This window comes from Neobacillus sp. KR4-4 (assembly GCF_042136325.1).
Taxonomy (GTDB): domain Bacteria; phylum Bacillota; class Bacilli; order Bacillales; family Cytobacillaceae; genus Neobacillus.
Genome location: NZ_JBHHJU010000043.1, coordinates 1 through 25,776, shown reverse-complemented (window position 1 = coordinate 25,776; position 25,776 = coordinate 1). Strand labels below are relative to the sequence as shown.

The 25,776-nt window shown below is 38.1% G+C and carries 23 protein-coding genes and 1 riboswitch; of the genes, 5 read left to right on the top strand and 18 right to left on the bottom strand.

Going from position 1 to position 25,776, the window contains the following annotated elements:
* Positions 1–115: 115 nt before the first annotated feature.
* The 6 genes from ACE198_RS26570 to ACE198_RS26545 form a co-directional block, all read right to left on the bottom strand.
* Positions 116–1,360, bottom strand: a complete 1,245-nt coding sequence (locus ACE198_RS26570; protein WP_375377623.1) for an ATP-binding protein — start codon at positions 1,358–1,360, stop codon at positions 116–118.
* A gap of 180 nt (positions 1,361–1,540) precedes the next feature.
* Positions 1,541–2,956 carry a branched-chain amino acid transporter BcaP gene (bcaP, locus tag ACE198_RS26565; protein WP_375377622.1) on the bottom strand — a complete coding sequence of 472 codons (1,416 nt, stop codon included), beginning with the start codon at positions 2,954–2,956 and terminating at the stop codon, positions 1,541–1,543.
* A gap of 306 nt (positions 2,957–3,262) precedes the next feature.
* A complete protein-coding gene (gene cstA, locus ACE198_RS26560; RefSeq protein ID WP_375377621.1) occupies positions 3,263–5,056 on the bottom strand; it encodes a carbon starvation protein CstA in 1,794 nt (597 codons plus the stop codon).
* A gap of 140 nt (positions 5,057–5,196) precedes the next feature.
* Positions 5,197–5,943, bottom strand: coding sequence for a LytR/AlgR family response regulator transcription factor (locus tag ACE198_RS26555; protein ID WP_375377629.1), 747 nt, complete (start codon positions 5,941–5,943; stop codon positions 5,197–5,199).
* A 5-nt stretch (positions 5,944–5,948) separates the two neighbouring features.
* Positions 5,949–7,700 (bottom strand): LytS/YhcK type 5TM receptor domain-containing protein, encoded by a 1,752-nt coding sequence (locus ACE198_RS26550; protein WP_375377620.1) that lies wholly within the window; start codon positions 7,698–7,700, stop codon positions 5,949–5,951.
* 60 nt (positions 7,701–7,760) lie between these two features.
* Positions 7,761–8,210 carry a hypothetical protein gene (locus tag ACE198_RS26545; RefSeq protein WP_098575744.1) on the bottom strand — a complete coding sequence of 150 codons (450 nt, stop codon included), beginning with the start codon at positions 8,208–8,210 and terminating at the stop codon, positions 7,761–7,763.
* Between the two features lie 97 nt (positions 8,211–8,307).
* Here ACE198_RS26545 and ACE198_RS26540 point away from each other — a divergent pair, with 97 nt between their 5' ends.
* Genes ACE198_RS26540 through ACE198_RS26530 form a run of 3 tightly spaced genes read left to right on the top strand, consistent with a single transcriptional unit; the run spans position 8,308 to position 10,240 of the window.
* A complete protein-coding gene (locus ACE198_RS26540; RefSeq protein WP_375377619.1) occupies positions 8,308–8,619 on the top strand; it encodes a hypothetical protein in 312 nt (103 codons plus the stop codon).
* Positions 8,620–8,621: 2 nt separating this feature from the next.
* Positions 8,622–9,857, top strand: coding sequence for a glutathionylspermidine synthase family protein (locus ACE198_RS26535; protein WP_375377618.1), 1,236 nt, complete (start codon positions 8,622–8,624; stop codon positions 9,855–9,857).
* Positions 9,854–10,240, top strand: coding sequence for a DUF350 domain-containing protein (locus ACE198_RS26530; RefSeq protein WP_098575747.1), 387 nt, complete (start codon positions 9,854–9,856; stop codon positions 10,238–10,240). Before ACE198_RS26535 ends, ACE198_RS26530 begins: the two co-directional genes overlap by 4 nt.
* A 474-nt stretch (positions 10,241–10,714) precedes the next feature.
* Here the strand turns inward: ACE198_RS26530 and ACE198_RS26525 are convergent, their stop codons facing one another.
* From ACE198_RS26525 to ACE198_RS26515, 3 genes are all read right to left on the bottom strand, one after another.
* Entirely contained in the window at positions 10,715–11,464 is a 750-nt protein-coding gene (locus ACE198_RS26525; RefSeq protein WP_375377617.1) for a C39 family peptidase, read from the bottom strand.
* Positions 11,465–11,645: 181 nt separating this feature from the next.
* Positions 11,646–12,092 (bottom strand): threonine/serine exporter family protein, encoded by a 447-nt coding sequence (locus ACE198_RS26520; RefSeq protein ID WP_098575749.1) that lies wholly within the window; start codon positions 12,090–12,092, stop codon positions 11,646–11,648.
* A 17-nt stretch (positions 12,093–12,109) separates the two neighbouring features.
* Entirely contained in the window at positions 12,110–12,871 is a 762-nt protein-coding gene (locus tag ACE198_RS26515) for a threonine/serine exporter family protein (protein ID WP_375377616.1), read from the bottom strand.
* A gap of 213 nt (positions 12,872–13,084) precedes the next feature.
* Between ACE198_RS26515 and ACE198_RS26510 the strand changes: the two genes are divergently transcribed.
* Entirely contained in the window at positions 13,085–13,813 is a 729-nt protein-coding gene (locus tag ACE198_RS26510; protein ID WP_375377615.1) for a GntR family transcriptional regulator, read from the top strand.
* Positions 13,814–13,968: 155 nt separating this feature from the next.
* Here the strand turns inward: ACE198_RS26510 and ACE198_RS26505 are convergent, their stop codons facing one another.
* The 8 genes from ACE198_RS26505 to ACE198_RS26470 form a co-directional block, all read right to left on the bottom strand.
* Positions 13,969–14,790 (bottom strand): PfkB family carbohydrate kinase, encoded by an 822-nt coding sequence (locus ACE198_RS26505; RefSeq protein ID WP_375377614.1) that lies wholly within the window; start codon positions 14,788–14,790, stop codon positions 13,969–13,971.
* A gap of 15 nt (positions 14,791–14,805) precedes the next feature.
* A complete protein-coding gene (locus ACE198_RS26500; protein WP_375377613.1) occupies positions 14,806–15,699 on the bottom strand; it encodes a carbohydrate ABC transporter permease in 894 nt (297 codons plus the stop codon).
* On the bottom strand, positions 15,692–16,573 hold the full coding sequence (locus ACE198_RS26495) for a carbohydrate ABC transporter permease (protein WP_098575753.1): 882 nt from the start codon (positions 16,571–16,573) through the stop codon (positions 15,692–15,694). The genes ACE198_RS26500 and ACE198_RS26495 overlap by 8 nt, the downstream gene beginning before the upstream one ends.
* Positions 16,574–16,649: 76 nt before the next feature.
* Entirely contained in the window at positions 16,650–17,939 is a 1,290-nt protein-coding gene (locus tag ACE198_RS26490) for an ABC transporter substrate-binding protein (RefSeq protein WP_375377612.1), read from the bottom strand.
* A 66-nt stretch (positions 17,940–18,005) separates the two neighbouring features.
* Positions 18,006–18,995 (bottom strand): SIS domain-containing protein, encoded by a 990-nt coding sequence (locus ACE198_RS26485; RefSeq protein ID WP_098575755.1) that lies wholly within the window; start codon positions 18,993–18,995, stop codon positions 18,006–18,008.
* A 208-nt stretch (positions 18,996–19,203) separates the two neighbouring features.
* Positions 19,204–20,208 carry an ABC transporter permease gene (locus ACE198_RS26480; protein WP_098575756.1) on the bottom strand — a complete coding sequence of 335 codons (1,005 nt, stop codon included), beginning with the start codon at positions 20,206–20,208 and terminating at the stop codon, positions 19,204–19,206.
* 1 nt (position 20,209) lies between these two features.
* Complete coding sequence (locus ACE198_RS26475) at positions 20,210–21,712, bottom strand: sugar ABC transporter ATP-binding protein (protein WP_375377611.1); 1,503 nt, start codon at positions 21,710–21,712, stop codon at positions 20,210–20,212.
* 74 nt (positions 21,713–21,786) lie between these two features.
* Positions 21,787–22,896: a sugar ABC transporter substrate-binding protein gene (locus tag ACE198_RS26470; protein WP_375377610.1), complete on the bottom strand. Its 1,110-nt coding sequence runs from the start codon at positions 22,894–22,896 to the stop codon at positions 21,787–21,789.
* 221 nt (positions 22,897–23,117) lie between these two features.
* Positions 23,118–23,225, bottom strand: a riboswitch (SAM riboswitch).
* A gap of 234 nt (positions 23,226–23,459) precedes the next feature.
* Between ACE198_RS26470 and ACE198_RS26465 the strand changes: the two genes are divergently transcribed.
* The gene (locus tag ACE198_RS26465; RefSeq protein WP_375377609.1) at positions 23,460–24,674 is read left to right on the top strand and encodes an MFS transporter; all 1,215 of its coding nucleotides are present in this window, start codon (positions 23,460–23,462) and stop codon (positions 24,672–24,674) included.
* A 39-nt stretch (positions 24,675–24,713) separates the two neighbouring features.
* Here ACE198_RS26465 and ACE198_RS26460 read toward each other — a convergent pair whose 3' ends face one another.
* A complete protein-coding gene (locus tag ACE198_RS26460) occupies positions 24,714–25,628 on the bottom strand; it encodes a ketopantoate reductase family protein (protein WP_375377608.1) in 915 nt (304 codons plus the stop codon).
* Positions 25,629–25,776 lie beyond the last annotated feature (148 nt).

Below are 25,776 nucleotides of genomic sequence, written 5' to 3'. Positions count from 1 at the left end.
CCACAAAAAACATCATTTCTTTAATTATAAATCATTTAGTTTAATAGAAATAGATAAAAGAAGAATGATTTATGTATAAAAAAGAAATATTTTTGAATAAAATGTTGAATGTTATTTACTTTCTTTGTCGATGGATTATTGGTAAAACCACTTCAACCCTAGTCCCTTTTCCTAGTTCACTACTGATATTAAGCTCACCTAAATGCTCCTTGATGATCTGATTGGTAACCATTAAACCTAGACCAGTTCCACTTGATTTCGTAGTAAAAAAAGGTTCGCCTATATTAAGGATGTTTTCATCAGGAATGCCACATCCTTCATCTTTAATTGAAACAGACATTTTTGTTTTTTCTAAAACATTAACTTTTATTTTTATCCTTCCACTTTCATGCATTGATTCAATGGCATTTTTAATTAGATTAATAAATACCTGCTTCAATTGTTTCTCATCGCAATCCAGAGGTGGGAGCGGCCCTGCCATTGTAGTTTCAACAATTACTCCTTGTCTCTCTGCTTGTTGTTGAGTAATAGATAATGTATATGCAATGATTTCCTCAATACTTGCTTTTTCAAAATGGATAACCCGTGGTTTCCCAATGTACATCAAGTCATTAACAATGGAATTAATCCGATCAATTTCCTGAATCATAATTGGGTAATAATCATTTGTGTTTGGGTACCGCTCTTGCTGTAATTGTGTAAATCCACGTAATGAAGATAAAGGATTACGAATTTCATGACCAATTGCTGCAGCCATTTGCCCAATGACAGCAAGCTTCTCTTTCTGACGAAGCTCATCGTAAACCTTTGTTAAAGAATTAATATAAGAATAAAAACGGATTAATAAAATATACGCTAATGCCGAGATAGTAATATAGATAAGGACTGGCATTAAAACATTTAGGTCTCCTAATATCAGCCCTAATAGTAAATCCTTACCAATCAAACCTATGGTAACTGTCCAAAAGTATCTTTTATTCACAAAAATTGGAGTAAAGAGAATTAATAAAACTTCGACTATATTTCCTGTTGCAAAATGTTCGGTAGACCCCATATACCTCACTAGATTGTCCATAATATCAATAATTAGAAAACTAATAATGTATAAATATTTAACAATATAGATGTTCCCTGCTTTTATATAATAAATAGCTAGAATTAAAACTCCTACTAATAGTAAATACACCCATATTCCTAGCCCACCCCTCAAATCATTAAGAGATGCTCCATTGAAATAAGGACGAAAATAATAATAGAATATATCCCAAGAAAAAAATATTAAATTAAACAACCATAAAAATAGAACACTTGCCTTCTTTTCTTCAAAAATGAGCTTAGTAGTCTGGATGCCTTCTTTCATGTCGTTTCTCCTTAAATAAGATTCACATTAAAAGTTGGAATAAGAATCATTCTCCTATTTTATCATCTTTCTTTCGCTTAATTGTCATCAATTTTGTAAAATCGATGAATTTCGACATATTTCGATAGGAACCTCATAAAAAAAGGACTTACTCTAGGTAAGCCCTTCTACTTTTTATCATTAGCTAACTTTTTTCATTTGTTCTACAGTCTTATTCAAAGTTGAATGTTTACGTCCATATCCAAAATAGACGAGTAATCCAATTACCAACCACACTCCAAAACTAATCCACGTTGTTTTTGGCAGTTGAAGCGCTAAGTATCCACAGAATACAAAGGCTAGAATCGGAATATATGGTACAAACGGAACACGGAATCCAGTTTTTGGTGCTTGCTTATTTTTCCGGAGAAATAGAATTCCTACTGACACCGTCATAAAGGCAAATAACGTTCCGATGTTTGTTAACTCTGCCAGTTTATTCAATGGAATGAATCCAGCAAAAATCGAAACTAGTAAACAAGTAATCCATGAATTCGCCATTGGTGTCTTCTTCTTCTTATCAACCTTAGAAAATACTTTTGGTAAGAGGCCATCACGGCTGATTGCATAAAATAAACGAGATTGTCCATAAAGCATAACCAATAATACAGTGGTGATACCTGCAATCGCACCTAATGAAATAAAACCTGCTACCCAATCCTGATGAATATAATTAAGGGCAAATGCTACAGGATTTTTCACACCTAATTCTTGATACGGAACAATACCAGTTAAAATTCCAGAAACAATGATATATAACACGGTACAAACTAGTAAGGATGCAATAATTCCGATTGGCATATTCTTTTGCGGATTTTTTACTTCTTCAGCTGCAGTCGCAACAGCATCAAAACCGATATAAGCAAAAAATACCGTTGCTGCACCAGCTGTCACACCTGAGAAACCAAATGGCATAAATGGTGTCCAGTTTGCAGGCTTTACATACCAAGCACCTACACCAATAAACAATAACACTACTGCTAGTTTTATAATTACCATTATCGTATTAAATCGTGCGGATTTCTTAACACCCTGTGTAAGTAGTAATGTAAGAATTAGTACGATGAGGATTGCCGGGACATCGATAAATGTCCCGTTTGCCGGATCATACGCACTAGTTAATGTTTTAGGAAAATGAATACCAAACCCTTCAAGCAAACCTTGTAAATAGCCAGACCATCCACTGGCAACCGCAGAGCAAGCTAATCCATATTCTAAGATTAAATCCCATCCCAATATCCAGGCAATGATCTCACCAAATGTTGCATAACTATAGGTATATGCACTTCCCGATACTGGAACCGCAGAAGCAAATTCCGCATAACAAAGGGCGGCAAAGACACAAGCTAGTCCTGATAAGATAAAAGATAAAATAAGTGCTGGCCCTGCATGTTCTGCGGCAGCAACCCCTGTTAGTACAAATATTCCTGTTCCTATAATAGCCCCAATTCCAAGCATGGATAAATCAAATGCCCCTAAATCTTTCTTTAAGACTACATCTTTTTGTCCAGCTTCTTGAATGAGGTCCTGAATTGATTTTTTTCTAAATAAATTCATTAGTTAAACCTCCATATTTTATGTCTGAATGTTCTGAAAAAATATTCCGCATAATATTGTGTATCAAAATATAAAAATTATATATCGAAATAATATAATTAATTTTGTAAAAAAGCAATATTTTTTGAAAAATATAATTATTTGAAAATAATACCATGTGAAATACAACGCTTCCTTCCCTGTTCTTATATCAGAGCTAAAAGTTTCTACTATATAGATATAATAAATTAAATTTCCTTCTACTTTATTTACACAAAAAAAAACCGATGACTTCGAAATTTTACGAATTCATCGGTTTGATTTTGTTTAAGCAATTTTACTTTCGAGCTTGGTTCGAGGTGAATTCCACATACTAATCCATTTCTTTATTGCTGTGATCATAATAATCATACCCAGCATTAACATAATGATCGACAATACCCCATTTAAAACACTATAACCCGCGGCTGCCTGATTGAGGTAAACATTTTTCACCATCCAGTAACCAGCATAGTTTACAGTAACAAAGAGATACGCTAACGGGATCAAGCAGGTAAGCATATAACGGCGTTTATCTGCAATACTCAATATCACTGTCGCACCGACAATTAGACCAATCGATGCCATTAGTTGATTGGAAACACCAAATAATGCCCAAACAGAACCAATATCCCCTGAGAAAAGAAGGTATCCCCACATAAAACAGGCTAACGCACTAGCAAATATAGATCCTGGCAGCCAATCTGTCTTCTTCAGTGGCTTATAGAACTCCCCGAAAAAGTCTTGGATTAAATAACGAGCAACACGAGTTCCTGAGTCGATGGCAGTTAGAATAAATACCGCTTCAAACATAATAACAAACTGGAAGAAGTATGATGATAGTTTTGCAAACCACGGAATGCCCGTGAAGATATACGTCATACCTACCGCTAAGGTTACGGCACCACCTGTTCGGCCTTCAAGATTAATCCCAATTTCATCAGCAAGTTTTGGCAGTTCCTGTACCTGCATACCAAGTGTCTTAAATACTTCTGGTGTCGAGTTAATGGCAAAGTAATCTGCAGGCTGAAGAGCTGTTGCCGCAATCAAAGCCATAATACCAACCACACACTCTACTAGCATCGCACCAAAACCAACAACCTTAATATCAGACCAACGATCAAGCATTTTTGGTGTAGTTCCCGAACCTACGAAAGCATGGAAACCAGAGATCGCCCCACAAGCAATGGTGATGGAGATAAACGGCCAAACAGGTCCGCCTAGTACTGGTCCGCCGCCTGATGTAAATTTTGTGAAAGCTGGCATCTCAATTGCGGGATTAATAATAAATACCCCGATGATTAAGGCAATAAATACACCAATTTTCATAAAGCTGCTTAAGTAATCACGTGGTGCCAGTAATAACCATACTGGTAAGGCTGCTGCAAAAAACGCATAAATCGGTAGAATAATAGCTAATGTTTTTGTATCTAGTGTCAGCCAATCACCTAATACCGTACCTTGAATGGACGGACCAACAAATACCCCAACCATTACGAGAATAAATCCGACGGTGGATGTTAATTTTAAGTTGCCAGTTTTTTTATAAGCAATTCCTACCAACATCGCAATTGGAATGGTTATTCCCACTGAGAATGTTCCCCATGGATTGTGTTCAAGTGCATGAAGAACAACCATAGAAAGACCTGCCATTGTGATCGTAATGATAAAAAGCATCGCAAGTCCCGTACAAAAACCCGCCACAGGCCCCAGTTCGTCTTTCGCAACTTCAGATAAGGATTTTCCCTTTTTCCTCATCGATGCAAATAGGACAACGGCATCATGGACTGCTCCGCCAATCACTGCCCCAATTAAAAGCCATAATAAACCAGGCAAGTATCCAAATTGTGCTGCAAGGATGGGACCAACAAGTGGTCCTGCTGCAGCGATGGCGGCAAAGTGATGACCAAATGTTACCCACTTATTGGTTGGAACATAGTCCTTTCCGTCGTTTAATTCATGTGCCGGTGTCGGCTTTGAATCATCTAATTTTAATACCTTTGCTGCCATGAATGTTCCGTATAAGCGATAGGCAATCATTAAAATACAAATGGAGCCGATTACAATTGAAACCGCATTCATTTAATTTCATCCCCCTACATCCTTTTTCTCTTATCACCATCATACCGAAAGAAAACGTTAACATATGGTTTTCATCCTAAAATGCAAGTTTTTAAGGATGAAAAACAAGAATAATAGAATGAAATGCAAAAAACAGCTTCTTAAAAACCAAGAAGCTGCTTTAACTCTTTTGTATAGGTTCTGCTTACTGGAACCTTTTCTCCATCCTTCATAATTAAATTGTAGGTAGAATTAAACCATGGCTCAATCTCGACAATGGCATCCACATTAACTAAATAAGCGCGGTGGACACGAATGATGGATGAATGCTTCAACTTCCTTTCGAAAGTGACCAGCGAATCACTGACAGAGTATTTTGTATTCTCTAGTGCAATGACTGTTTTCCCCTCATTTGTACCAATATAGTGTATGTCACTAATGTTTACGATTACAATTTTTTCATCAATTGTAATCGCGAGCTTTTCTGGCCTTTCGTTTCCAAAATTTTGTCTCTGAGTAAAAATAGGAATTGCTTGTTTGTGATTTTCTATTAGCTTATACAACTTCTCAATCGTTTGTAAGACTCTCTTTTCTTCAAAAGGTTTTAAGATATAGTCAACAGCATTTAACTCAAAAGCTTGCAGGGCATATTCGTCAAATGCCGTCGCAAAGACAATGAATGGAGGATGATCAAGTCTATTTATATGGGCAGCAATTTCGATACCACTTTCATCAGCGAGCTGGATATCTAAAAATATCACATCCAGGTCGAGGTTACTTATTTTTTCTAACGCGCTTTCAACACCATCCGATTCCCCAACGATCTCAATTTGTTTACTTCGTTTGAGAAGATAGACCAATTCATCTCTTGCTAACGGTTCATCATCCACAACAAAGGCCTTTAACAACATCCTCACCCCTCTTTTTGTTGTTGTGTTAACGGTAGTGTAATTGATACTTTCGTTCCTAAATTCAAGTTGCTTTCTATTTGAAAGGAAGCAGTTTGACCATAAATTTCTTCGATTCGTTTTTTGATATTCCAAAGTGCTGTTCCTGTTCCAGCCGAAGAATCTACTGTTTGGTTTCCCAGGGTACCAAGCAGTTCTGCTGAGATTCCTTTCCCATTATCTTCAGTAAGCAGGACCATGTTCTCCCCTTCCTGAAAGGCTCGGACCAGTACTGTCCCGTTCTTTGCTTTTGGAAATGCATAACGAATTGCATTTTCCACTAATGGCTGAAGAGTAAATGGTGGAACGAGCACCCTTTTTAATGCTGGTGCAATATCTAATTCAACATGATAACGGTCTGGAAAGCGTGCTTGTTCAATCGTTAGGTAAGCTTCAACATGTTCAAGTTCCTTTTCAAGCGGTATGAGCATTTGCCTAGCCCCCTGAAGATTACTTCGGAAGAAGGTACTAAGTTTGATTAATAAACTCCTGGCTTTATCCGCATCTGTTCGAATTAGGCTTGAAATGGTATTAATGGCGTTAAATAAGAAATGTGGATGGACTTGTGCTTGCAATGCCTTGATTTCCGCATCTTTTAATAATCTTCTCTGTATTTCCAACTCAGCCATTTCTAATTGGACTGAAAATAGGTTGCTCAAACCCTCTGCCAGCTCTTGTTCAACCCGGTCAAGTTTACTAGAATCAGTGAAATACAACTTCAATGTCCCTACTGTTTTACCATGAACCTTAAGTGGTAATACAATAGCAGCCTGCAAAGGGCAGTGTGGATCAAAACATTGAATTTCGTGCGCAGACTTTGCAATCGTGATTCTACCTTGTTCCAGCACCGTTTTAGTTAATTCCGTCGCCATGTTTCCTGAAGGAATATGATGATCTGAGCCTGTACCCACATGGGCAAGGACATGGGTCTGGTCTGTAATTGAAATAGCATCGGCATTGGTCCAATTAAGAATAATCTCAGCTGCCTTTGTACACGAATCTACATTTAAGCCCTGTCTGAAGAAGGGCAGTGTTTGATTAGCAATATACAATGCTTTATGTGTTTGAAGTGCTCTCATTCGCTCTTGCTCTTGGAGAATCTCCTGTATAATTAGTACAAAAAGAAGGGTCCCGAAGCCATTAATCGCAATCATTGGGAGGGCAATAACCTCAACTAGATTCACAGCCTCGTTAATGGGGCGTGCTATTAAAAGAATAATTCCCATTTGGGCACATTCCATGAATATTCCCATGATTACGGCCTTCCAGGGAGAATTTCCTTCTTGAATCTTAAAACGTTTGCTTAAAAAGCCTGTGACAACTCCCGCCATAAGCGTAGATAAGGCACATGCCTCAGCTGTAAACCCTCCTAAAGTCAAACGATGGATGCCAGCAATTAAGCCGACCCCAATACCAACAATCGGTCCGCCAAGTAATCCACCAATTGTCACTCCCATAATTCTGGTATTAGCAATGGCACTTTCATTATCCATATTTGTCAGCCAGTCCTGGGAGGTAATCGTCCCATGTCCTATCTCTACACCTGTATAGTTGCTTATGACTCCGAAAGCACCGAAAATTGCAATCATCGCTGCTTTAGGGGCAAGTCCATGTTCATTATTTATAATTTGACGGAATGATTTCATCCGTGAGAGAAGAAACGCTACTATGATAAGAATACCAACACGTTCAAGCATGAGAGGCAATAATTCGATCATGGTACCTCACCTTTCATCAATACTTCCCTACTACTATACCAAAAAATAAACCAATCTTCTCTATCGTGTTTTCCCCGTAAAACTCCCATAATAAATATAACATTTTCGATCTTCATCGATCTCTCTTGAATCTAGGTTGAATTCCAACCATTTTCCATCTCTTTGGATGTAAATAAAATCGGAATGAAGAAGAGTCAGCACTTCTTCATGATTCCACACTTCCTTTTGCTCGATAAGAACGGACCCGGTTCTTTGAAGCTCCCTCACCTCAAAACCTATATGTGAATAATTTTTCTCCGTGACATCCGTATAGGCATTTTCTTTTTTTACATAAAGGACAGTCGTTCCATCAGGATCGATGGCAGTGGCTGTCACCAGATACGTTTCACCTTCTTTCACAAAGTATTCACACGACATTCTTGCTACAGCTTCGCTCACCGTCAAGTGTTGATAATTCCAAAGGGCAGGAAACTTTTGATATTCGTCATCCTTTCGGTATTCCAACCTCAAATTTCATCACGCTTTCTTTTTCTTTTCATTTTACCATTGTTTTCCCAACGTTTGCTTTTATAATTAGATTATCAATTAAAAAGAGGAGCGTGAAAAAGTGAAGAAAACCCAATGGTTAGTGACCGGTGTCATCACTTCCCTCATAGCCGGCACCCTTTCTGGCTGCTCAAGCGATCGCCCGCCCAAGCCAGACGATAGCACTTGCCGAGACTGGGACTGGGACGATGATCAAGGAGTTTGGGAATGTGATGATACCCATTCGTCCCATTATGGTCATTATTTTTATGGAGGAAGTTATTTTCGCAATAAATCATCACTCTTGAAATCCTCTGCTTATAAGTCCTACAAATCCTCATCAAGCTTTAAAGGTGGTTTCGGAAGTGGTTCTAAGGGTGGATTTGGAGGATAAATATGTCGCAGTATTCACTGAAAAGAAGAAGTTTTTATTCGCATTTTCCTACCTTTTGGTCTGATTTATACGAAGGCGAGTACAGCTTATATCACATTTATTCTATTTCTGATGAGACCACGAAGCTTTTACATGAGGCGACGGAGCGAATGGGCCACGTTTATTTCAAAACAGCCCAACTATTACGGCGTCTAACAGATGAACAGCTCCTTGAATTTGGGTTTCCTCCGGCCAGTCTCCCATATTTGAGGTGTAAAAATCTCTATCCTGAAACGGTTATTGGCAGATTCGACTTTGTGTTGACCGAGGATGGCTTGAAATTATTGGAATTCAACAGTGATACACCGACGTTTATTGTCGAATGTTTTCATATGAACAGACATGTGTGCAAAGAATTTGGTTACTTAGAGCCAAATGGCGGCGGAGAGCGACTGCTTTCGTCTGGAATTACACGTGCGGTGCTTGAAGCATCGAAAGGAAAACGAAACCCAAATATTGTGTTCACAGCCCATTCCGACCACATCGAGGACTGGAATACCACTCAATATTTAAGCAAATTATGTCAGGTTCCTAATCAGACTATACCATTGTCAGCGCTGCGGATAATGGATGGAATTCTTGTTGATGAGGAGGGTATTCCAATTGATGTATTGTATCGCCAAACCTATCCACTTGAACATCTGGTTAACGATCGGGACCCAAGAACAGGAGATTCAGTTGGAATTGAATTGTTACAATTGGTAAAAGACGGGAAATTATCTTTATTAAATCCTGTTTCTGCCTTTTTGTTGCAGCCCAAGTCAATCCAATGCTTAATTTGGGGGCTAGCAGAACAGGGTGCCTATTTTACACCGGAAGAGCAGGCTTGGATTAAGGAATATATGCTTCCGACGTACTTTGAAGCAGAGGCATTTTTCGGGCAGAGCGCTTATGTTCAAAAACCGACGTTCGGCAGAGAAGGCGACACGGTAACGATATGGGACCAACATGCCAATGTTACTGCTCAAAACTCATTCCAAACCTATAAAGAGGAAGTTTCAGTTTTTCAACAATATGTCCCTCTCCCTACTGTTACTTTGGAAACAGAAAAGGGAATGGAGGAACTTTCATTAGTATTCGGATCTTTTCTAATTGCTGGTAAAGCCAGTTGTATCGGTATTCGGGCTGGCGGAAAAATTACAGGAAATGAATCTTACTTTTTACCAGTAGGAATTCAAAAACAGGGGGAATGTAAATGACAAATTTCTTATTATATTTAGCCGTCTCAATTGGTCTTTTATTCGTAGGACTGATTCTTATGGAAGTAACCACCAAGGTTAAGGAGTTTTCCTTAATGGCAAAGGGAAATAAGGCAGCAAGTTATGTCCTTGGGGGAAGACTTCTTGGGCTTGCTATTGTCTTGTATTCTACTGCTGCTAATTCCATTTCACTTATGGATATGGCGGTATGGGGAGGAATCGGAATTCTGGCCCAGATTGTGGTCTTTTACTTGGCTGAATGGCTGACACCTCGATTTAATGTCAGTCAAAGCATCGAGGATGATAATCAGGCAGTTGGACTTTTCCTCATGCTACTCTCTGTATCGATTGGTATCGTTATTGCTGGATGTCTAACCTATTAATAAAACGCATCTCGAGGATGCGTTTTTCATTATTCCCTTTAACAAAAATAGTTGACAATAACTACATATTACTGTAATATAAATATTTGTGCTTCACATTTATGTAACTTGTAATTTATTTGATAACGCAAAGTAAGAATTTTTTTCTGGCATTCTGCTTATGTTTTTAAATAAAAACTTATTCACACTGGATCGGCTTCGGAGCCGTTAGGATGTAAGAGAGGTAGGGCTTACGTCGTTTAGGTATAAAACCTTCAGGTGGAAAAATAACCGCGGCAAACTTGTTTTTATAAACAATGATTATTATATAAGTTTTTACTTGCGATGTTGACAACATGAAGTGCAACCAATCACAAGTTACGATAAGAATTCTTTAATGAATTCAACAAAGAAGGCAGAGGGATATTCATTCCTCTGCCTTCGACCATTTTAATAAAAAGTCCATGAAAAAAGACCTAATTCCAAATCAGGCCCTTATTTTTTGATAACAATCGCTTGTTTCCCCATTTGCTCCCAAGCTTTAATAAAACTCGTTCGATTTAATTTCTGATTTTTTTCCCCATACGGATTGTTAATATAAATATACTTTTCATCGTATCCCGTAATTACAACACTATGCTCACTAAAGGTTATATTGATTTTCCCCTGCGGAGTATGCCATGTCTGAAAAACAGACACAGGTGCAAAGCTTGATGTCGTGATAATCCAGACTGGTAACCCTTGACCTACTTCTTCTAAAACTTCATCAAATGAATGATTAGTTAAATTAACTGCCCGATCACCAACGTATTTCTGCGCAATGTCAAAAACGGGACCATTATAAACCCCTAGTCCTGGACCATTCGCCATATCGCCGACAAACCCTGCATTAGGATTCCCCTTTTTCCCGTTACTATAAGTTAATGGGACAGTTTTAACCTTATTAGCTAACTCATTTTTTGTCACTTGTATTCCGTGATAGTTAAGAATCATCGCCAAACTGGTTATTTCACAGCCATTATATAGTTTCGGTGCGTCCATTTGATTGATTAACGGCACATCCAGTTGGATACTATCAGGCACTTTCGGAGCCACTTTGGCAAAGAGTGCTAGTGTCCTTGTTTTTAATGATGCAGCCTGGGTAACTTGTGCTATGGCTGGACGGTCAAACTTTACCTTAAATACCGTTATGCCACTAATCACTATGATGCAGACAACGATTAAAGAAATTACAATTTTTTTCATAAATGAATGTACCATTCCTTGTATTAGTCTTTGCTGGTGATTCTTGTAATATACTATTATATTACCTACTAAAATAGTTCAACGCAAGAAAGGAAAACATTTTCCAATTTATGATATCCATTGAATCTTAATTTTTTCTTAAATAAAATCCCCTTTAGTTTATAACTAAAAGGGAATTTATTTAGGCTTTCACCCTATGCTGTCTAAATTTTTTCGTTATTTGATTAATTACCTCAGAGAAAACTAATCCGAAGGCGATTGCCCCTGCAAGCATGAAAACTTTTGCAGCCAATGTAATCGCTGAGTAATAATCATTCTCCACAAAATTCCGCATCGCATCATAAGCCAGACCTCCAGGTACGAGCGGAATAATTCCTGCTACACTAAAAATGATTACTGGCGTTTTATAAAACTTTGCTAATTCCTGACTGAGTACAGCTATAAAAATAGTCGCAGCTAATGTAGCTAAAATGGCGTTATCTGAATAGTCTTCTAGAAGAAAATAAATTAGCCATCCACCCATTCCGATCAGCCCGCACTTGATTAGTGATTCCTTCGGGGCATTAAAAAGAATCCCAAAGGCGCCTGTTGCAATAAAACTGGTGATTGCTTGTGCAAGAACAGCCATGGTAAATCCACCTCACTTCACAAAAAAGATAATACGACGGCAATCCCTGCTCCAATCGCAAACGCGGTCAGAAATGCTTCCGCACCCTTTGATAACCCCGAAACTAGATGACCCGCCATTAAATCTCGGATGGCATTGGTCACAAGTAGCCCCGGAACTAATGACATCACAGAGCCGATAATGATTTTATCTAATTGTTGACCAACTCCCAATTGGACAAACAAAAAAGAAAGTAAGCCAATCACAAACGATGCTAAAAACTCCGAGAAGAACTTGATCGGGACAAATCGATGAAAATTGACGAAACTAAGGTAACCCATTCCTCCTGAAATCATCGAAGGAATAAAATCATTCCACCCGCCTTCAAACATGATCATAAAACAACCGCTTGCTAATGAGGCGGCAGCCACTTGAATCATAAATGGAAAGGTTACATTGAGAGAATCAACTTCCCTTAACTGCTCCCAAGCTTCTTTCAAATCGATTTCACCACTGCTAATTCTTCTTGATATGCTATTTACTATCGAGACTTTTTTTAAGTCTGTTGACCGCTCAGAGATTCGAATCAACTTGGTTTTCGTCGGTTCAGCCCCCTCTGCTGAAAAAATGATTCCCGTTGGGGTTACATAACTATGCGTATGTTCAATACCAAAGGCAGCCGCCATTCGCATCATTGTATCCTCGACACGATATGTCTCGGCCCCGCTTTGGAGCATGATTTTCCCCGCTAGTAAACAGACCTCCATAATTTCATATGTTTGTTCTATCTGATTTCCCATTTCCACCACACACACTTTTACATTTTTACTTAGTTTAAATGAAAATAATGGTTTAATCAAAATTAACTGAACCAAACCTTTTAGCTATATAGAATGAAATTATCCAAAACCTTATAAATATGATAAATGTTTCAATTCTGCACTATACACTTAGCATGGATTCATTATATAATATTATATAATGACCTATTTGCTTGAAAGGAATTTTACAAAATGAAATTAAACAACTCTAGTTCAACACCTTTATATGACCAGTTAAAACAAATTCTGAAGGAAGCCATTGATCAAGGGAAATATAAATCAGGAGATAGACTGCCTAATGAATCGGAATTATGCGATTTGTATGGTGTCAGCCGAATTACCGTAAGAAGAGCGATTCAAGATTTAGCTGATGAAGGTTTTTTAGAGCGAAAGCAAGGCAAGGGAACTTTTGTAACAAGAACCAAAATCACAAGGGAATTGGTTTCTATTGATGGATTCACTGATTTCAGTAAGCAAATTGGAAAAAATCCATCCAAGCGAATTCTTGCTTGCGAAGAGCTGAAAGCAACTCCGGAAATTGCCAAAGCACTACAAATCAGCATTGATTCTCCTGTTTTAAAGTTGGTCAGGATCATGTCGATTGATCAACAGCCATTTGTACTTGATATAGCTCATTACTCTTTAGAACGCTTTCCAAACTTAATGACACACTTCACTGAACATGAATCAACATATGAAGTTTTGAAAAATATTTACCATATCAATATTAAATCTGGTTCCAGCAAAAAAATTATTACGGTTATACCAGCTTCTGTATTGGAGGCAGAATATCTGGACTGTGAAATCGGGGAGACATTATTCAATATTGATAAGACTGTTTTCGATGAAACTGGAGTCCCGATACATACTTCAAATTTCAAGACTCCAACAAATATGATAGCACTCACAATCACTACCTAAAAAAATTGGCTCTGTTAAACTGGCCTGTTGATTTCTGCTCCAGGCACATCGCTCCAATCAACAGGGTGCCAAAATAAACAATAAGTTTTAACACAGCTAAAAAATTAAAAGGAATGCTTGGGCTTTAACCAAATCCCAAGCATTCCTTTTTCAGCCTAAAAAGTTAACTGTTTTCCATGTCCAAATGCTCCATTTACTTCACATGTTCTTGCAGCAATTTGTGCCGCCGCCTTTAATGATTCTTTAATGGACACCCCATTAAAGTAATTAGTTAAAAAACCAGCGATGAACGAATCCCCTGCACCTAATGTATCAATAACATTTGCTTCTTCAATTCCCTGTTGGTAACGTTTGTTATTATGGGACATAATTACACCTTTTGAACCTCTGGTGATTATGATAAACGGGGTTCCCATTCCATGTATTTTAAGAAATAACTCTTCTAGTTCAACCTCTGTAAAATCACTTCCTGAAATAAATGCAAATTTGATATGCGGGCAAACCTTTTCTAATAATTCATTTGTAAAATGATTAGAGAAATCATAAGAAATAGGTAAATGCAGTTTAAGAAGAGGTAATTCTTCATCTAAATGACTGTATAGACTTGTATGTACTAAATCAAACGATTTAATATATTCATAGTCATCCTCCGCTAAATTCAACTTGAGTTTAGCTTGTACACCACCTTTATTGGATTTGACAAAGATTCTGTCTCCATCCACATTTAGGTCAACATACGCCTTCCCACTTTCACCAACCGCTCTTCTAACATGACTTGTATCTACTAAGTTCTTGGTTAAAGAATCTAAGATATGGTCACCTTCAACATCCGTTCCAATTATCCCAATATAAGCAGCGGCCTCCGCTCCACTTTGTTTGGCTAAAACGGCAACATTTAAAGCATTTCCACCAGGAAACATTTCGTTCCGATCCTGATAAATGTCAACAACACTATCACCTATTCCAATAATCTTCATTATTTCCTCTCCTCCTTATCCTTTCACACTACCTGATGATAACCCTCTAATAAAATACTTCTGCATGAACATAAATAAGAGAATAATAGGCAAAGCGGAAATCATTAAGCCTGCCATCAGAACTCCCCAATTGGTTTGAAGCGCATCTCGGAATTGCATCAATCCTGCAGGAATGGTTTTCAGCGCATCAGAATCCACAAAAATTAAGGCAAACATAAACTCATTCCAGGTATAATACGCGGTTAGCACAACCGCCGTAAGTAGAATTGGCTTATTTAAAGGAACAAAGATTTTTGTGAAAATGGACCATGTATTACATCCATCCAGAAAGGCGGATTCTTCCAGCTCTTTAGGTACCTCAAGAAAAGCAGCACGGATCAGAAGGATCGTAATTGGAATGCGATAGGCTACATAGGGAAAGATCATCGCAAAATACGTATCATGAATTCCTAATAATTGAATGAGTTTGTATAGAGGTACTAAACTTACTTGCGGGGAGAGCATCATTCCGCCCATACAGATCACTAACAGGATATTCTTCCCTTTAAATTCAAACCTCGATAAACTATAAGCGCCAAGTGCACTAATTAATACTGTTAGAAAGCAGGTAGTAGCTGTAACAATTAAACTATTAACAAAATAGCCAGATATCCCTGTGTTCCATGCCTCTGTATAATTAGAAAACATCCATTCCTTAGGTAGTGCCCAACTGCTGGAGAAGATCTCTGAAGTTGATTTAAATGAGTTAATTACCATCCAAAAAAGCGGATAAGCTATAACCACAAAATACAGAATCAGGATTGTAAAGATTGGCAGTCCTTTAACAACATTCTTTTGCTTCCTATATTTAGATGTAATTGGAATCGAATGATGGTAGTCCATTACTTTGCTTGTCTCCACTCTAAACATCCTTTCCTGTTTTGAATACTTTCAACTGAACCAAGGATACAATTAAGGTAATAATCAAAATCACGGTAGCCACAGCCGATGCATAACCCATTTGGTCTTTTCCAAATGCGGAATGATAGAGTAATGTTCCTAAAACTTCACTTGAATTACCAGGTCCACCGCCCGTCAAAATATACGGCTCATTAAACACCGTGAAAGCACCTGTTAACGTAATTAGTGTAGTAACAAAGAACATCTCTTTTACTTGAGGAACAGTAATTGAAAAGAATTTTCTGATTTTACCAGCTCCATCAATATCAGCGGCCTCATACAATTCTTGAGGGATATTTTGAATGGCAACAATAAATAACATCATAATGTAACCAATACTTTGCCATTGAGATACAGCGATCACAGCGAAAATCGCCGTTTCAGATTCTCCCAGCCAAGCTCTTGTTAAATTTTCAAGACCTAACATATTTAATAGCCCATTTAAGATTCCGATATCCGGATTATAAACAAATGTGAACAGTAACGCGATAACCGTCATTGATATGACAACTGGAAGGAAAAATACGGTCCGAAACAATCCACTTACGAGCCGGATCAGTTTATCTTCAAGGATCGCTGCTAGAATCAATCCGCCAAACACTTGAAATATAATAGAAATCAATGCATACCAGAGATTATTTTTTAACGCTATATAAAAAACTTCATCTTTAAAAAGATTAAGGAAATTTTCGAATCCAACAAAAGTCTTTTCTACTGAAAAAGCTGAGAAATCATAGAAACTATAAAAAAAGTTTTCAACAATCGGATAGTAAACAAAAAGGGCCAAAAAGATTAAGCAAGGTGCAATATAAAGGTATGGTAACCACTTGTTTGTATTTTGCATAATAACTCCCCTTTTTTAAAAGGCGTATCTTTGGAAAAAAGGTGGTCAATTTTTCAACCACCTTTCTGGCTTCCTATTATTTTGCAGACGCCTTCACTTCTTTTGCTGCTGCTCTGACATCTTTCATTACATCTTCTGGACTTTTCTTTCCGTCTAACATTAGCTGAGTCCCATTTAAATAAGCATCGACGATTTTAATATCTACTGCTGTATCAAACCATAAATACGTTTGCTCAGCATTAACAATTAAATTGATCGCTTCTTGTTGAAGTTTAGATGCATTCGCTTCAGTTGTTGTTCCTTTAACTGCACTGTATTCACTAACTTCTTTTAATTGTTCTGTACCTTTTTCCTTTGAAGTTAAGAATTTAACAAATTCCATGGCTTCTTTCGGATGCTTTGTTTTAGAAGAAATCATAATTCCTTCTGGTGCTGCTGTGATGGAGTTAGCATTTCCTTCTCCGCCTTCTACGCCTGGTACATTAAATACACCTAAATCTTCTTTTAATGATGGTTCAATTAACCCAATTTCTGCAAGTTGGAAGAATCCAATTGCTGCTTTACCACTATTAAATAACTCACGTGAATATTCATGGTCTACAGAGTTTACTCCTTTATTGAAGTAAGGTTTAAGCTCCATGAACTTTTCTAAAGCCTTTACGTATCCTGGGTGTGAGAAGTCACCCTCAGGATTTTTTGAATCATAATCTTTATCAATAACCTCCTGCGGTACCATTAATTGATTCAATGTTCCAATATAATGGGAAATCGTCCAAGGTGCTTTACTACCAAAAGTGATTGGAGTCAATCCAGCGGCCTTTACCTTTTTAGAGACATCAAGGAGTTTGGACCAAGTTGTCGGAACTTCTAGATTTAAATCTTTGAAAATTTTCTTATTATAAAAGAATGCTTTACCATCAGTGGACCATGGAATCCCATAAATTTTACCATCTAGGGTGAAGGCATTGAACTGGGAAGCGATGATTTGATCCGACCACGCCTTATCCTCATTAACATAGTTAGTTAAATCAAGCGATTGTCCTTGACGTGCAAAGTTATAAGCAAATTCTCCACTCCAAGAAAAGTAAACATCTGGAGGGGTGCTTGATCCTAAAACGACACGAATCTTTTCTTTATAAGAATCGTTTAAAACGGCTTCTGTTTTAATTTTAATGTTTGGATGTGCCTTCTCAAACTCTTTTACTGCCTTTTCGAAGTATTGCTTTTTAGGTTGATTCGGCCAGCGGTGGAAGAATTTAAGCTCGACGACATCTTTTCCATTCGTTGAACTAGAACTCTTAGAACAGCCAGCAAAAAAGGATAGAAAAAGGATAGAAATAATACTTAAAATTAATAACTTCTTCATTAAGCTTCCCCTCCAGAAGAGATCCGTTTCTATGATTTATGCAGAATATTTGTTATTTCAATTTGATTAGTATTCAACAGTCCACATATATCTTCTTTTTGATAGCGGATGGTTTCGGGCTTCAGCCAACTGATCCGCATATTTTCTTAAAACATAATTTAAGACTAACGGTGCAATATATCCTTGAACTTCCTCTGCCACTCCTGTGAAATCAAAGTCTTTTGCATCAAGCACAACCAATTTCTTTCCATAACGCTTAGAGAATTCTAGTGCTCTTTCTTCTAATGGTCTTGTTTCATCTAATCCAAGTAAGATAATGAATGGTGTTTCTTCATCAATAATCTCGAATGGTCCATGGAAGTACTCTCCTGCATGGATAGCGTGTGAATGAACCCATTGCATTTCCATCAGGATACAAATCGCATAAGAGTAGGCAACACCGTAGTTTACACCGCTGGCCATTGTATAGATAATTTTTTCATCTTTATAATCTTTTCCAAATGCTTCAGCTTTCGATTGATAGAGAGCTGCCGCTTTTTCATAAACATTCTGTAAATTCTCAAGACTTTCTTCTACTATACTAGCTTTTTCATTATTTTCAACGACTTTTAGTACACCAAATACTAGTTGATATAGTACCGAATAATTAGTGGTAAAAGCGTTTGCTTTTTCGCCCCATTGATACTTCAATACGACATCTGAAGCTTGTGCCAATGGTGATCCTTCCTCATTTGTTAAAGAAACAGCCAATGCCCCTTTTGACCTAGCAAATTTTGCTGCCTCCACTGTTTCTGGTGTGGTACCTGAATGAGAGCACAGGATAACCAAGGAACCGCTTCCAAGTTTCGCATGATTGCGATGGATGAATTCATTTGCACTATACAGGTGGGAATCAAGAACTTTCGCTTCACGGTCAATGACATACTTGCTTGGATACATGATTGCAGAAGAGCCTCCGCATGCTACAAAAAATACGTTTGTAATCTCTCTTTTTTCCACCTCTGTTAAAGCTTGTTGCACTTGATTTTTAACGTCAACTACTAATTCAGTCGTCATTTTTGTTGCCTCCCTGATAAAATATTTTAGTGAATGAACACCAATAAACTCTTTAAACAACATACAACTTTATATAACGTTATATGTTGTTATATATAAATTACTATATTTTCAGACTCTCGTCAATGGAATTTTCAGAAAAATGAAACGACATTTTCCGACAAAAAAACCCATCCACAATGTGAATAGGCTTCAAATTCTCTATTAGTTATTTTTGCTTATAATAAGTAATCGCTAGTGCAAATGCCAAGACGGTTCCTTTTACAATGTCCATCGCATAATACGGGACCGACATCATGACGAGTCCATTTTGCAGGATTCCAATCAGGACTGCTCCAACAAATGTTCCAAACGCATTGGCCTTTCCAGCTCCCAGGACAGAAAAGCCGATATATGCGGCAGCCACTGAGTCCATTAAGTAAGGAGCACCAGAGTTAATTTCTGATGTCAACACCCTTGAGGCCAGTACAATCCCGCCAATAGCCGCAAACAAAGCCGAAAGTAAATACGCAGCCACTTTATATTTATTGACTGGAATCCCTGATAATCTGGCCGCTTCCTTATTTCCACCAATCACATACATATAGCGGCCATGCTTTGTATAATTCAAAAAGATATGCACAAGAATCACAGTAACAGCCATAATAATGATAATCCATGGAACTTCGCCGATTTTTGTAAAAAATGGACTGATTAGACCTGCCGCCATCGAACCATCAGGCATAACCATATTTTGTGAAACAGTTGCTCCTTTTGTATAGGTCAGTGCCGTCCCTTGGATGATGAACATAGTTGCCAGCGTCATCAGCATGTCTGGAACTCTTAACTTCACAATCATAAATGAGTTTAATGCACCTACAACTAGGGATGCCGCAATTGCAGATATGATTGCTACCAGTGTGTTTTGCGAAAACCAAACAAACATCGAAATAACAATCGCATTTGATAAGGAGGCGACCGATCCTACTGATAAATCAAAACCATCGACTGACAAAGAAATTGTAATCCCGATGGCGATGATCGTTACAATCGAGATGGAACGCAGGATATTGATTATATTGCTGCCTTGAATAAAGGTAGGATTGGCAGCCGAAAAGATAATAATAAGTGCAAGAATCGTAATAATCGTTCCATACTTATATAAAAATTGAAATATCTCAAATACTTTTTTGGCAGGGGCTTCCTGCTTCTTTGCTGCGATATTTGCTTCCATTCTATCTGCCCCCTGTTGAATAAAATAATAATTCTTCTTCGTTAGTTAGACTTGTTTCAACTTCCTTAACAGACCTGCCATCATATAAAACATAGACTCTATCGGTAATCCCAATAATCTCTGAAAGTTCGGATGAAGCATAAATAATCGCTTTGCCTCGATGGGCCAACTCATTAATTAACTCAAAGATATCCTTCTTTGCTCCCACATCGACACCTTTAGTGGGTTCATCAAAAATATATACATCCGCCTCCGCTACAAGCCATTTTCCAATCGCTACTTTCTGCTGGTTTCCTCCAGAAAGGTTCTGCACTTTTGTTTCTTCTGATGGTGTTTTAATCCCGAGACGGCGGACCAAGTGCTTAGCGGTCTCTTTTTCCTTTTTTCGATTTAAAAAGCTAAACACCTTTGTGAAATCCCCTAAATTGGCTGCCGTTAAATTGGTTTCAACAGATTCCAATACAAGTATTCCTTCTTTTCTCCGTTCTTCCGGAACTAGAGCAATTCCCTTCTTGACTGCATCATAAGGGCTTTTTAATTTTACTGTGTGCCCATTAAGTATAATCGCTCCTGCCGTTAGCTTCTCGGAACCAAATAACGCTTTGCATAATTCTGTTTTTCCAGCACCAACCAGGCCCGCAATGCCAATGATTTCTCCCGCTTTTACATGAATATGCAAATCCTTTATTTTTCCTTGATCAGATATGCCTTTTACTTCTAGGATCGTGTTTCCAATCCGATTGTTCTTAACGGGGAACTGTTCCTCCAATTTTTGTCCCAACATATACTCCACCACTTTATCAGAGGTGGTATCTACAATCTTCTTTTTTGCAACCAATTCACCGTTCCTCATGACGGTCACTTCATCACAGATTTCAAAAATCTCTGGCAAGCGATGGGAAATAAAGATCACACCAACATCTTTTTCCTTTAAATCTCGAACAATCCTAAATAATTCGGTCGTTTCGGTATGACTCAAGGGTGCAGTCGGTTCATCTAGGATAAGAAACTTACATTGATTTGAAACAGCCCTTGCGATTAATATCATTTGTTTTTCCGCTAGTGATAACTCACTGACAAGAGTCTTCGTTGAAAGGGAAATATTCATACTCGCTAATATTTCCGCTGCTTTTTGATGAAGGTTCTTCCATTTCATCCATTGCTTTTTCCCCATGTTGTGGACGGTATCGAGCAGTAAAATATTTTCAGCAACTGTTAAATAAGGAATGAGTGCAGTATCTACCTCTTGATAAACGATTTGTATTCCCGCGTCCTGTGCATTTTTCGGAGAGCGAATCTTTAGATCTCGCCCATCTAATTGGACTTCACCAGTATAGTGGTCATATGCACCGGAGAGAACCTTCATTAATGTTGATTTCCCTGCGCCATTTGCCCCAATCAAGGCTTGGATTTCTCCAGTTTTCATTGAAAAATCAACTTGATTCAGTGCCTTCACTCCCGGGAATTCTATCGAGATATTCTTCATCTCCAATGTTGCGCTCATTAAATTCCACCTCCGTAAGCAAACACTCTCTTCATCTATTGAAAAAGAGAGTGTGTCTAGTTGTTAACCGAGAATTATTTATAATGGTTCTTTAAAGTCTTAATCCAATCCTCTTCAAATGCAGTCGATTGCCCCCAGCCTGGGATAATTTTTGCAAGGTTTACCATGTTTACAGGATCTTTAGACTTTTGAAGGGTATCTTGTGAAACTAGTGATGCTTCTAAGTCAAAGGTCTGAGGTGTTTCTTCACCTGCAAGTTTCTTCGCAAGGATTCTCATATCCACAGCACCAATTAGTTTAGGATCGACCGCTGCTGTACTGGTCCATGCACTGCCTTTTCTTTGTATTTCTTGAAGATCCGCATTGGAAACATCAATTCCAAAGATTTTTACCTCTTCACGGCCAGCTTCTTTCAGCGCACGCGCTGCACCAATTGCGAAAGCATCCCACGTAGCAAAAATGGCATCCAGTTTTCCTTTAGGATATTTATTTAACATCGCTGCAACCGCATTCTGCGTTTGAACACTAGTATCTGCAGCTGCTACACCAAAGCGTTCCACTTCTTTAATTCCAGGGTTTTTTGAAAGCACATCTTGATAAACCTTGTTACGTCTAACCATTGCAGGAAAACCGTCAACCCATAGGTAAGCAATATTCGCTTTGCCATTTGTATTCTTAACGAGTTGGTCGAGGGCTAATGTTGCTAACGCTTCATCATCCTGGGAAGTAAGTGTCACTCCGTCGACATTCGCTATATTTGGATTAGAGTCAAATGTAACAACACTTTTTCCTTTTTCAGCTATCTTTTTTACATCATTAACAGTCGCCTCATCATCACCATGAGAAATAATAAATCCATCATAATCTTGGTTTAACGCTTGATTAATGGCATCATGGAACTTAGCTGTATCACCATTTGCTGTAAACACGTCTACTTTAAAGCCTAGTGCTTCTCCCTCTTCTTTTGCACCGGCTAAGAATTGAGCAGTATGATCGTCTCCGCCAATTTTACGAATAACCTTAATTTTCAGTTGGTCCCCATTCGTGAATTTTTCTGGTACACCTTCAAGTGTAACTTTTTTGCCGCTAGCTTGTTTGGTTTCTTCCCCTGATGCACAGCCAGTAAGTAAAAGTGTGGCTGCCAATGCTGATACAAGCGTACTTTTAAAGATATTTCTTTTCATGTTAAAAACTCCCCCTGTTTGATTCTTATCAATATTCCATTACTCCTATTGGAAAAGTTGGTTTTTATTAAAATAAAGGCTGTGTTAACTTGTCTGTTGATTTCCGTTCCAGGCACGAAGGTCAACATAGTGCTAAAAATCAACATTAACCTTTAACACAGCCAAAATAAAAAACCTCTCCAGAAAAGAGAGGTTTCATCACAAGTTAAGGGACTACTCCTCTCTTATCTTTCAAAACAAAAAATTGTTTTGCAGGATTTAGCACCAATTCCAATTGGAACGGTTGCTGGGCGTCATCGGGCCAGTCCCTCTGCCACTCTTGATAAGAGAACGTAATATTCTGTTAAGTAATAAATTAGATTTTAGTCCCCTATTGACAAGTTGTCAATAGTGTTTTGAATATTTCTAATAAAGTTATTTTTCACTATCTGGCAAGGTCACTGAATATTAGCTATGACTTTTCGCAACTTTATTGATAGGATAACCCTTTAAAATTATCAGAAATTTCGGTATGATGATATTTAGAAAACCGAAATACATTTCAGAAAGAAGTGTTATTTTTAATGACTCACCAGAAACGTGCAAAACGTAATTTAATCATCATGTGGTTTGCGAACTTCTTTGTCGCTGGAAGTATGACGATGGTTATGCCGTTTATCTCGTTGTACATTGAGACATTTGGAGACTTCTCGGAAAAATATGTCCAACATTGGTCAGGAATCACATTTGGAATTACGTTTGTTTCAGCCTTCGCCTTCTCGCCGATTTGGGGTCAAATTGGCGATCGTTATGGACGAAAAAAAATCCTTATAATATCCGGTTTAGGGATGGGATTATCCATTTTTCTCATGGGGTATGTCCATTCTGTTTGGCAGCTATTGCTCCTCCGTTTTTGCATGGGGTTCTTTTCGGGATTTATTCCGATGTCGCAGGCATTTATTTCAACGCAAACACCACAGGATATCGCTGGGCGCGTGCTTGGAACCTTACAAACAGGCAGTATTACAGGATCCCTATTAGGACCTATGCTGGGTGGAATCCTTGCAGATTCACTTGGCTTTTCTACCACCTTTAAATGGACGTCCATTTCTATTTTCATTTCTGCCCTGCTTGTCATCACCACAAAGGAATTTATGATTGAAGCCAAAAAAGGAACAAAAGCCCATTATTCAAGCAGAGAAGTGGTTAGTCATATTGTCCGCAATCCAGTTTTATTAACCGTGCTGCTCATCTCTTCCCTTGTCCAGGTCGCGCATTTCAGCATCCAGCCAATTTTATCATTATTCGTTAGCGACCTGCACGGACCGGCAAATGTTGCCTTTTATTCAGGAATTGCCTTTTCTGCTGCCGGACTTGGCAATTTATTAATGTCACGAAATTGGGGAAAGATTGCCGATAAGTATGGTTATATTAAAATCTTAATCATTCTTCTTTTCCTAGCAGGGATCGTCTACCTGCCAGGTGCAGCGGTCACTAATTTTTGGCAGCTGGTTATCATCCGCATTGCTCTTGGAGTCACAATTGGTGGAATCATTCCTGTCAGAGTTGCCTACATTCGCCAAGAGGCACCGCTTACCATGCAAGGGGAAGTTCTCGGCTACAATACGAGTTTAAGGTTTCTAGGAAATATTATCGGACCTATGCTGGGGGGATTTATCTCCGGATACTTTGGATTCTCGGCCGTTTTTATCTGCACTAGTGCATTATTAATCCTAAGTGGAATCATCTTGTTTGTCTCCATGCATCGTCATCCGAACCTAGTTAAACACACCATTTAAAACTATAGCTAAAAAGGCCCGTATAAGGGGCCTTTTTTGTTACAACATGCGCTCATAAACTTTTAAATTAGCATAGATTGCTTCTAATACAGGAACAACAATTCCTTTGTTACGAGCAATTTCTAGTAAATGTCCTTGCAAATGATCGGCCTCAACCAAGAGGTTTTTTTCCATGTCTCTCTGCATGGAAGATTTCATTTGATAGCCCAAATTGTCAATCTGTTTCAATTGAATGGTTTCAATTTCATCAGCAATTGGCGCATTTATTCTTTTCATGATAGACACTAACTCTTTTAGCAGCTGGGAAATGACAGTACGTCCATTTTCATTATCCCGAATAGGACCAATTGGCGCTCTCATTAATGTCGTAATTCCCGACATCGTCGAGATAAATAAATATTTATGCCATAGCTCTTGATTAATATTAACGCTTAACCTAATGTCTGCTTTCGTTCCAGAAAAGCAATCTTCTATTTTTAATATTCGCTCGGATCTTTCTCCAGATCGTTCACCATACAATAACCTATGTGCTTGACTTGACTGAATAACACGTCCATCACGGTCCAATGTGGATTCAATAAAACACAAACCACCAATGATTTTCTCTTCACCAAACTCTTCTGCTAATTTATTAAAATGAACAATTCCATTTAACAATGGCAGTATGAGTGTTTCACTGCCAACGTATTGACGGAAACTATCTATCGCTCCCTCCAATTGATAGGCTTTTGTTGAAAGCAGGATGACATCAAAGGGTCCGGCTACTTCACCTGTTGTAATTGTTTTCGGCTGAAGGGTTACGTTACCATGAATGCTTTCAATTACAAGTCCCATTTCTTCTAGTTGCTTCTTTCTTCCTTCTCGAACTAGAAACGTAACATCCTCACCCTTTTCTAATAGCCTTCCACCAAAATACCCTCCTACTGCACCAGCACCAACTACTAAAATTTTCATGAAAATCCCCCCAAATGCAAATACGTATTGTCAAAACTTTTATATTAAAAAAGTTAATAATCCTTGATTTAAAGGGATTTAAATGCAAAAAACTTGCCACCCCCGTGAAATTAGGTTAAAAGTGAGGTTACCACACCGAACACCTAAT

What these genes read in the sequence shown, in the direction of transcription:
- ACE198_RS26570 (WP_375377623.1), bottom strand. Translation starts at nt 1,360, where the DNA reads ATGAAAGAAGGCATCCAGACTACTAAGCTCATTTTTGAAGAAAAGAAG.
- bcaP (WP_375377622.1), bottom strand. Translation starts at nt 2,956, where the DNA reads ATGAATTTATTTAGAAAAAAATCAATTCAGGACCTCATTCAAGAAGCT.
- cstA (WP_375377621.1), bottom strand. Translation starts at nt 5,056, where the DNA reads ATGAATGCGGTTTCAATTGTAATCGGCTCCATTTGTATTTTAATGATT.
- ACE198_RS26550 (WP_375377620.1), bottom strand. Translation starts at nt 7,700, where the DNA reads ATGATCGAATTATTGCCTCTCATGCTTGAACGTGTTGGTATTCTTATC.
- ACE198_RS26535 (WP_375377618.1), top strand. Translation starts at nt 8,622, where the DNA reads ATGTCGCAGTATTCACTGAAAAGAAGAAGTTTTTATTCGCATTTTCCT.
- ACE198_RS26530 (WP_098575747.1), top strand. Translation starts at nt 9,854, where the DNA reads ATGACAAATTTCTTATTATATTTAGCCGTCTCAATTGGTCTTTTATTC.
- ACE198_RS26525 (WP_375377617.1), bottom strand. Translation starts at nt 11,464, where the DNA reads ATGAAAAAAATTGTAATTTCTTTAATCGTTGTCTGCATCATAGTGATT.
- ACE198_RS26520 (WP_098575749.1), bottom strand. Translation starts at nt 12,092, where the DNA reads ATGGCTGTTCTTGCACAAGCAATCACCAGTTTTATTGCAACAGGCGCC.
- ACE198_RS26515 (WP_375377616.1), bottom strand. Translation starts at nt 12,871, where the DNA reads ATGGGAAATCAGATAGAACAAACATATGAAATTATGGAGGTCTGTTTA.
- ACE198_RS26510 (WP_375377615.1), top strand. Translation starts at nt 13,085, where the DNA reads ATGAAATTAAACAACTCTAGTTCAACACCTTTATATGACCAGTTAAAA.
- ACE198_RS26505 (WP_375377614.1), bottom strand. Translation starts at nt 14,790, where the DNA reads ATGAAGATTATTGGAATAGGTGATAGTGTTGTTGACATTTATCAGGAT.
- ACE198_RS26500 (WP_375377613.1), bottom strand. Translation starts at nt 15,699, where the DNA reads ATGTTTAGAGTGGAGACAAGCAAAGTAATGGACTACCATCATTCGATT.
- ACE198_RS26495 (WP_098575753.1), bottom strand. Translation starts at nt 16,573, where the DNA reads ATGCAAAATACAAACAAGTGGTTACCATACCTTTATATTGCACCTTGC.
- ACE198_RS26490 (WP_375377612.1), bottom strand. Translation starts at nt 17,939, where the DNA reads ATGAAGAAGTTATTAATTTTAAGTATTATTTCTATCCTTTTTCTATCC.
- ACE198_RS26485 (WP_098575755.1), bottom strand. Translation starts at nt 18,995, where the DNA reads ATGACGACTGAATTAGTAGTTGACGTTAAAAATCAAGTGCAACAAGCT.
- ACE198_RS26480 (WP_098575756.1), bottom strand. Translation starts at nt 20,208, where the DNA reads ATGGAAGCAAATATCGCAGCAAAGAAGCAGGAAGCCCCTGCCAAAAAA.
- ACE198_RS26475 (WP_375377611.1), bottom strand. Translation starts at nt 21,712, where the DNA reads ATGAGCGCAACATTGGAGATGAAGAATATCTCGATAGAATTCCCGGGA.
- ACE198_RS26470 (WP_375377610.1), bottom strand. Translation starts at nt 22,896, where the DNA reads ATGAAAAGAAATATCTTTAAAAGTACGCTTGTATCAGCATTGGCAGCC.
- ACE198_RS26465 (WP_375377609.1), top strand. Translation starts at nt 23,460, where the DNA reads ATGACTCACCAGAAACGTGCAAAACGTAATTTAATCATCATGTGGTTT.
- ACE198_RS26460 (WP_375377608.1), bottom strand. Translation starts at nt 25,628, where the DNA reads ATGAAAATTTTAGTAGTTGGTGCTGGTGCAGTAGGAGGGTATTTTGGT.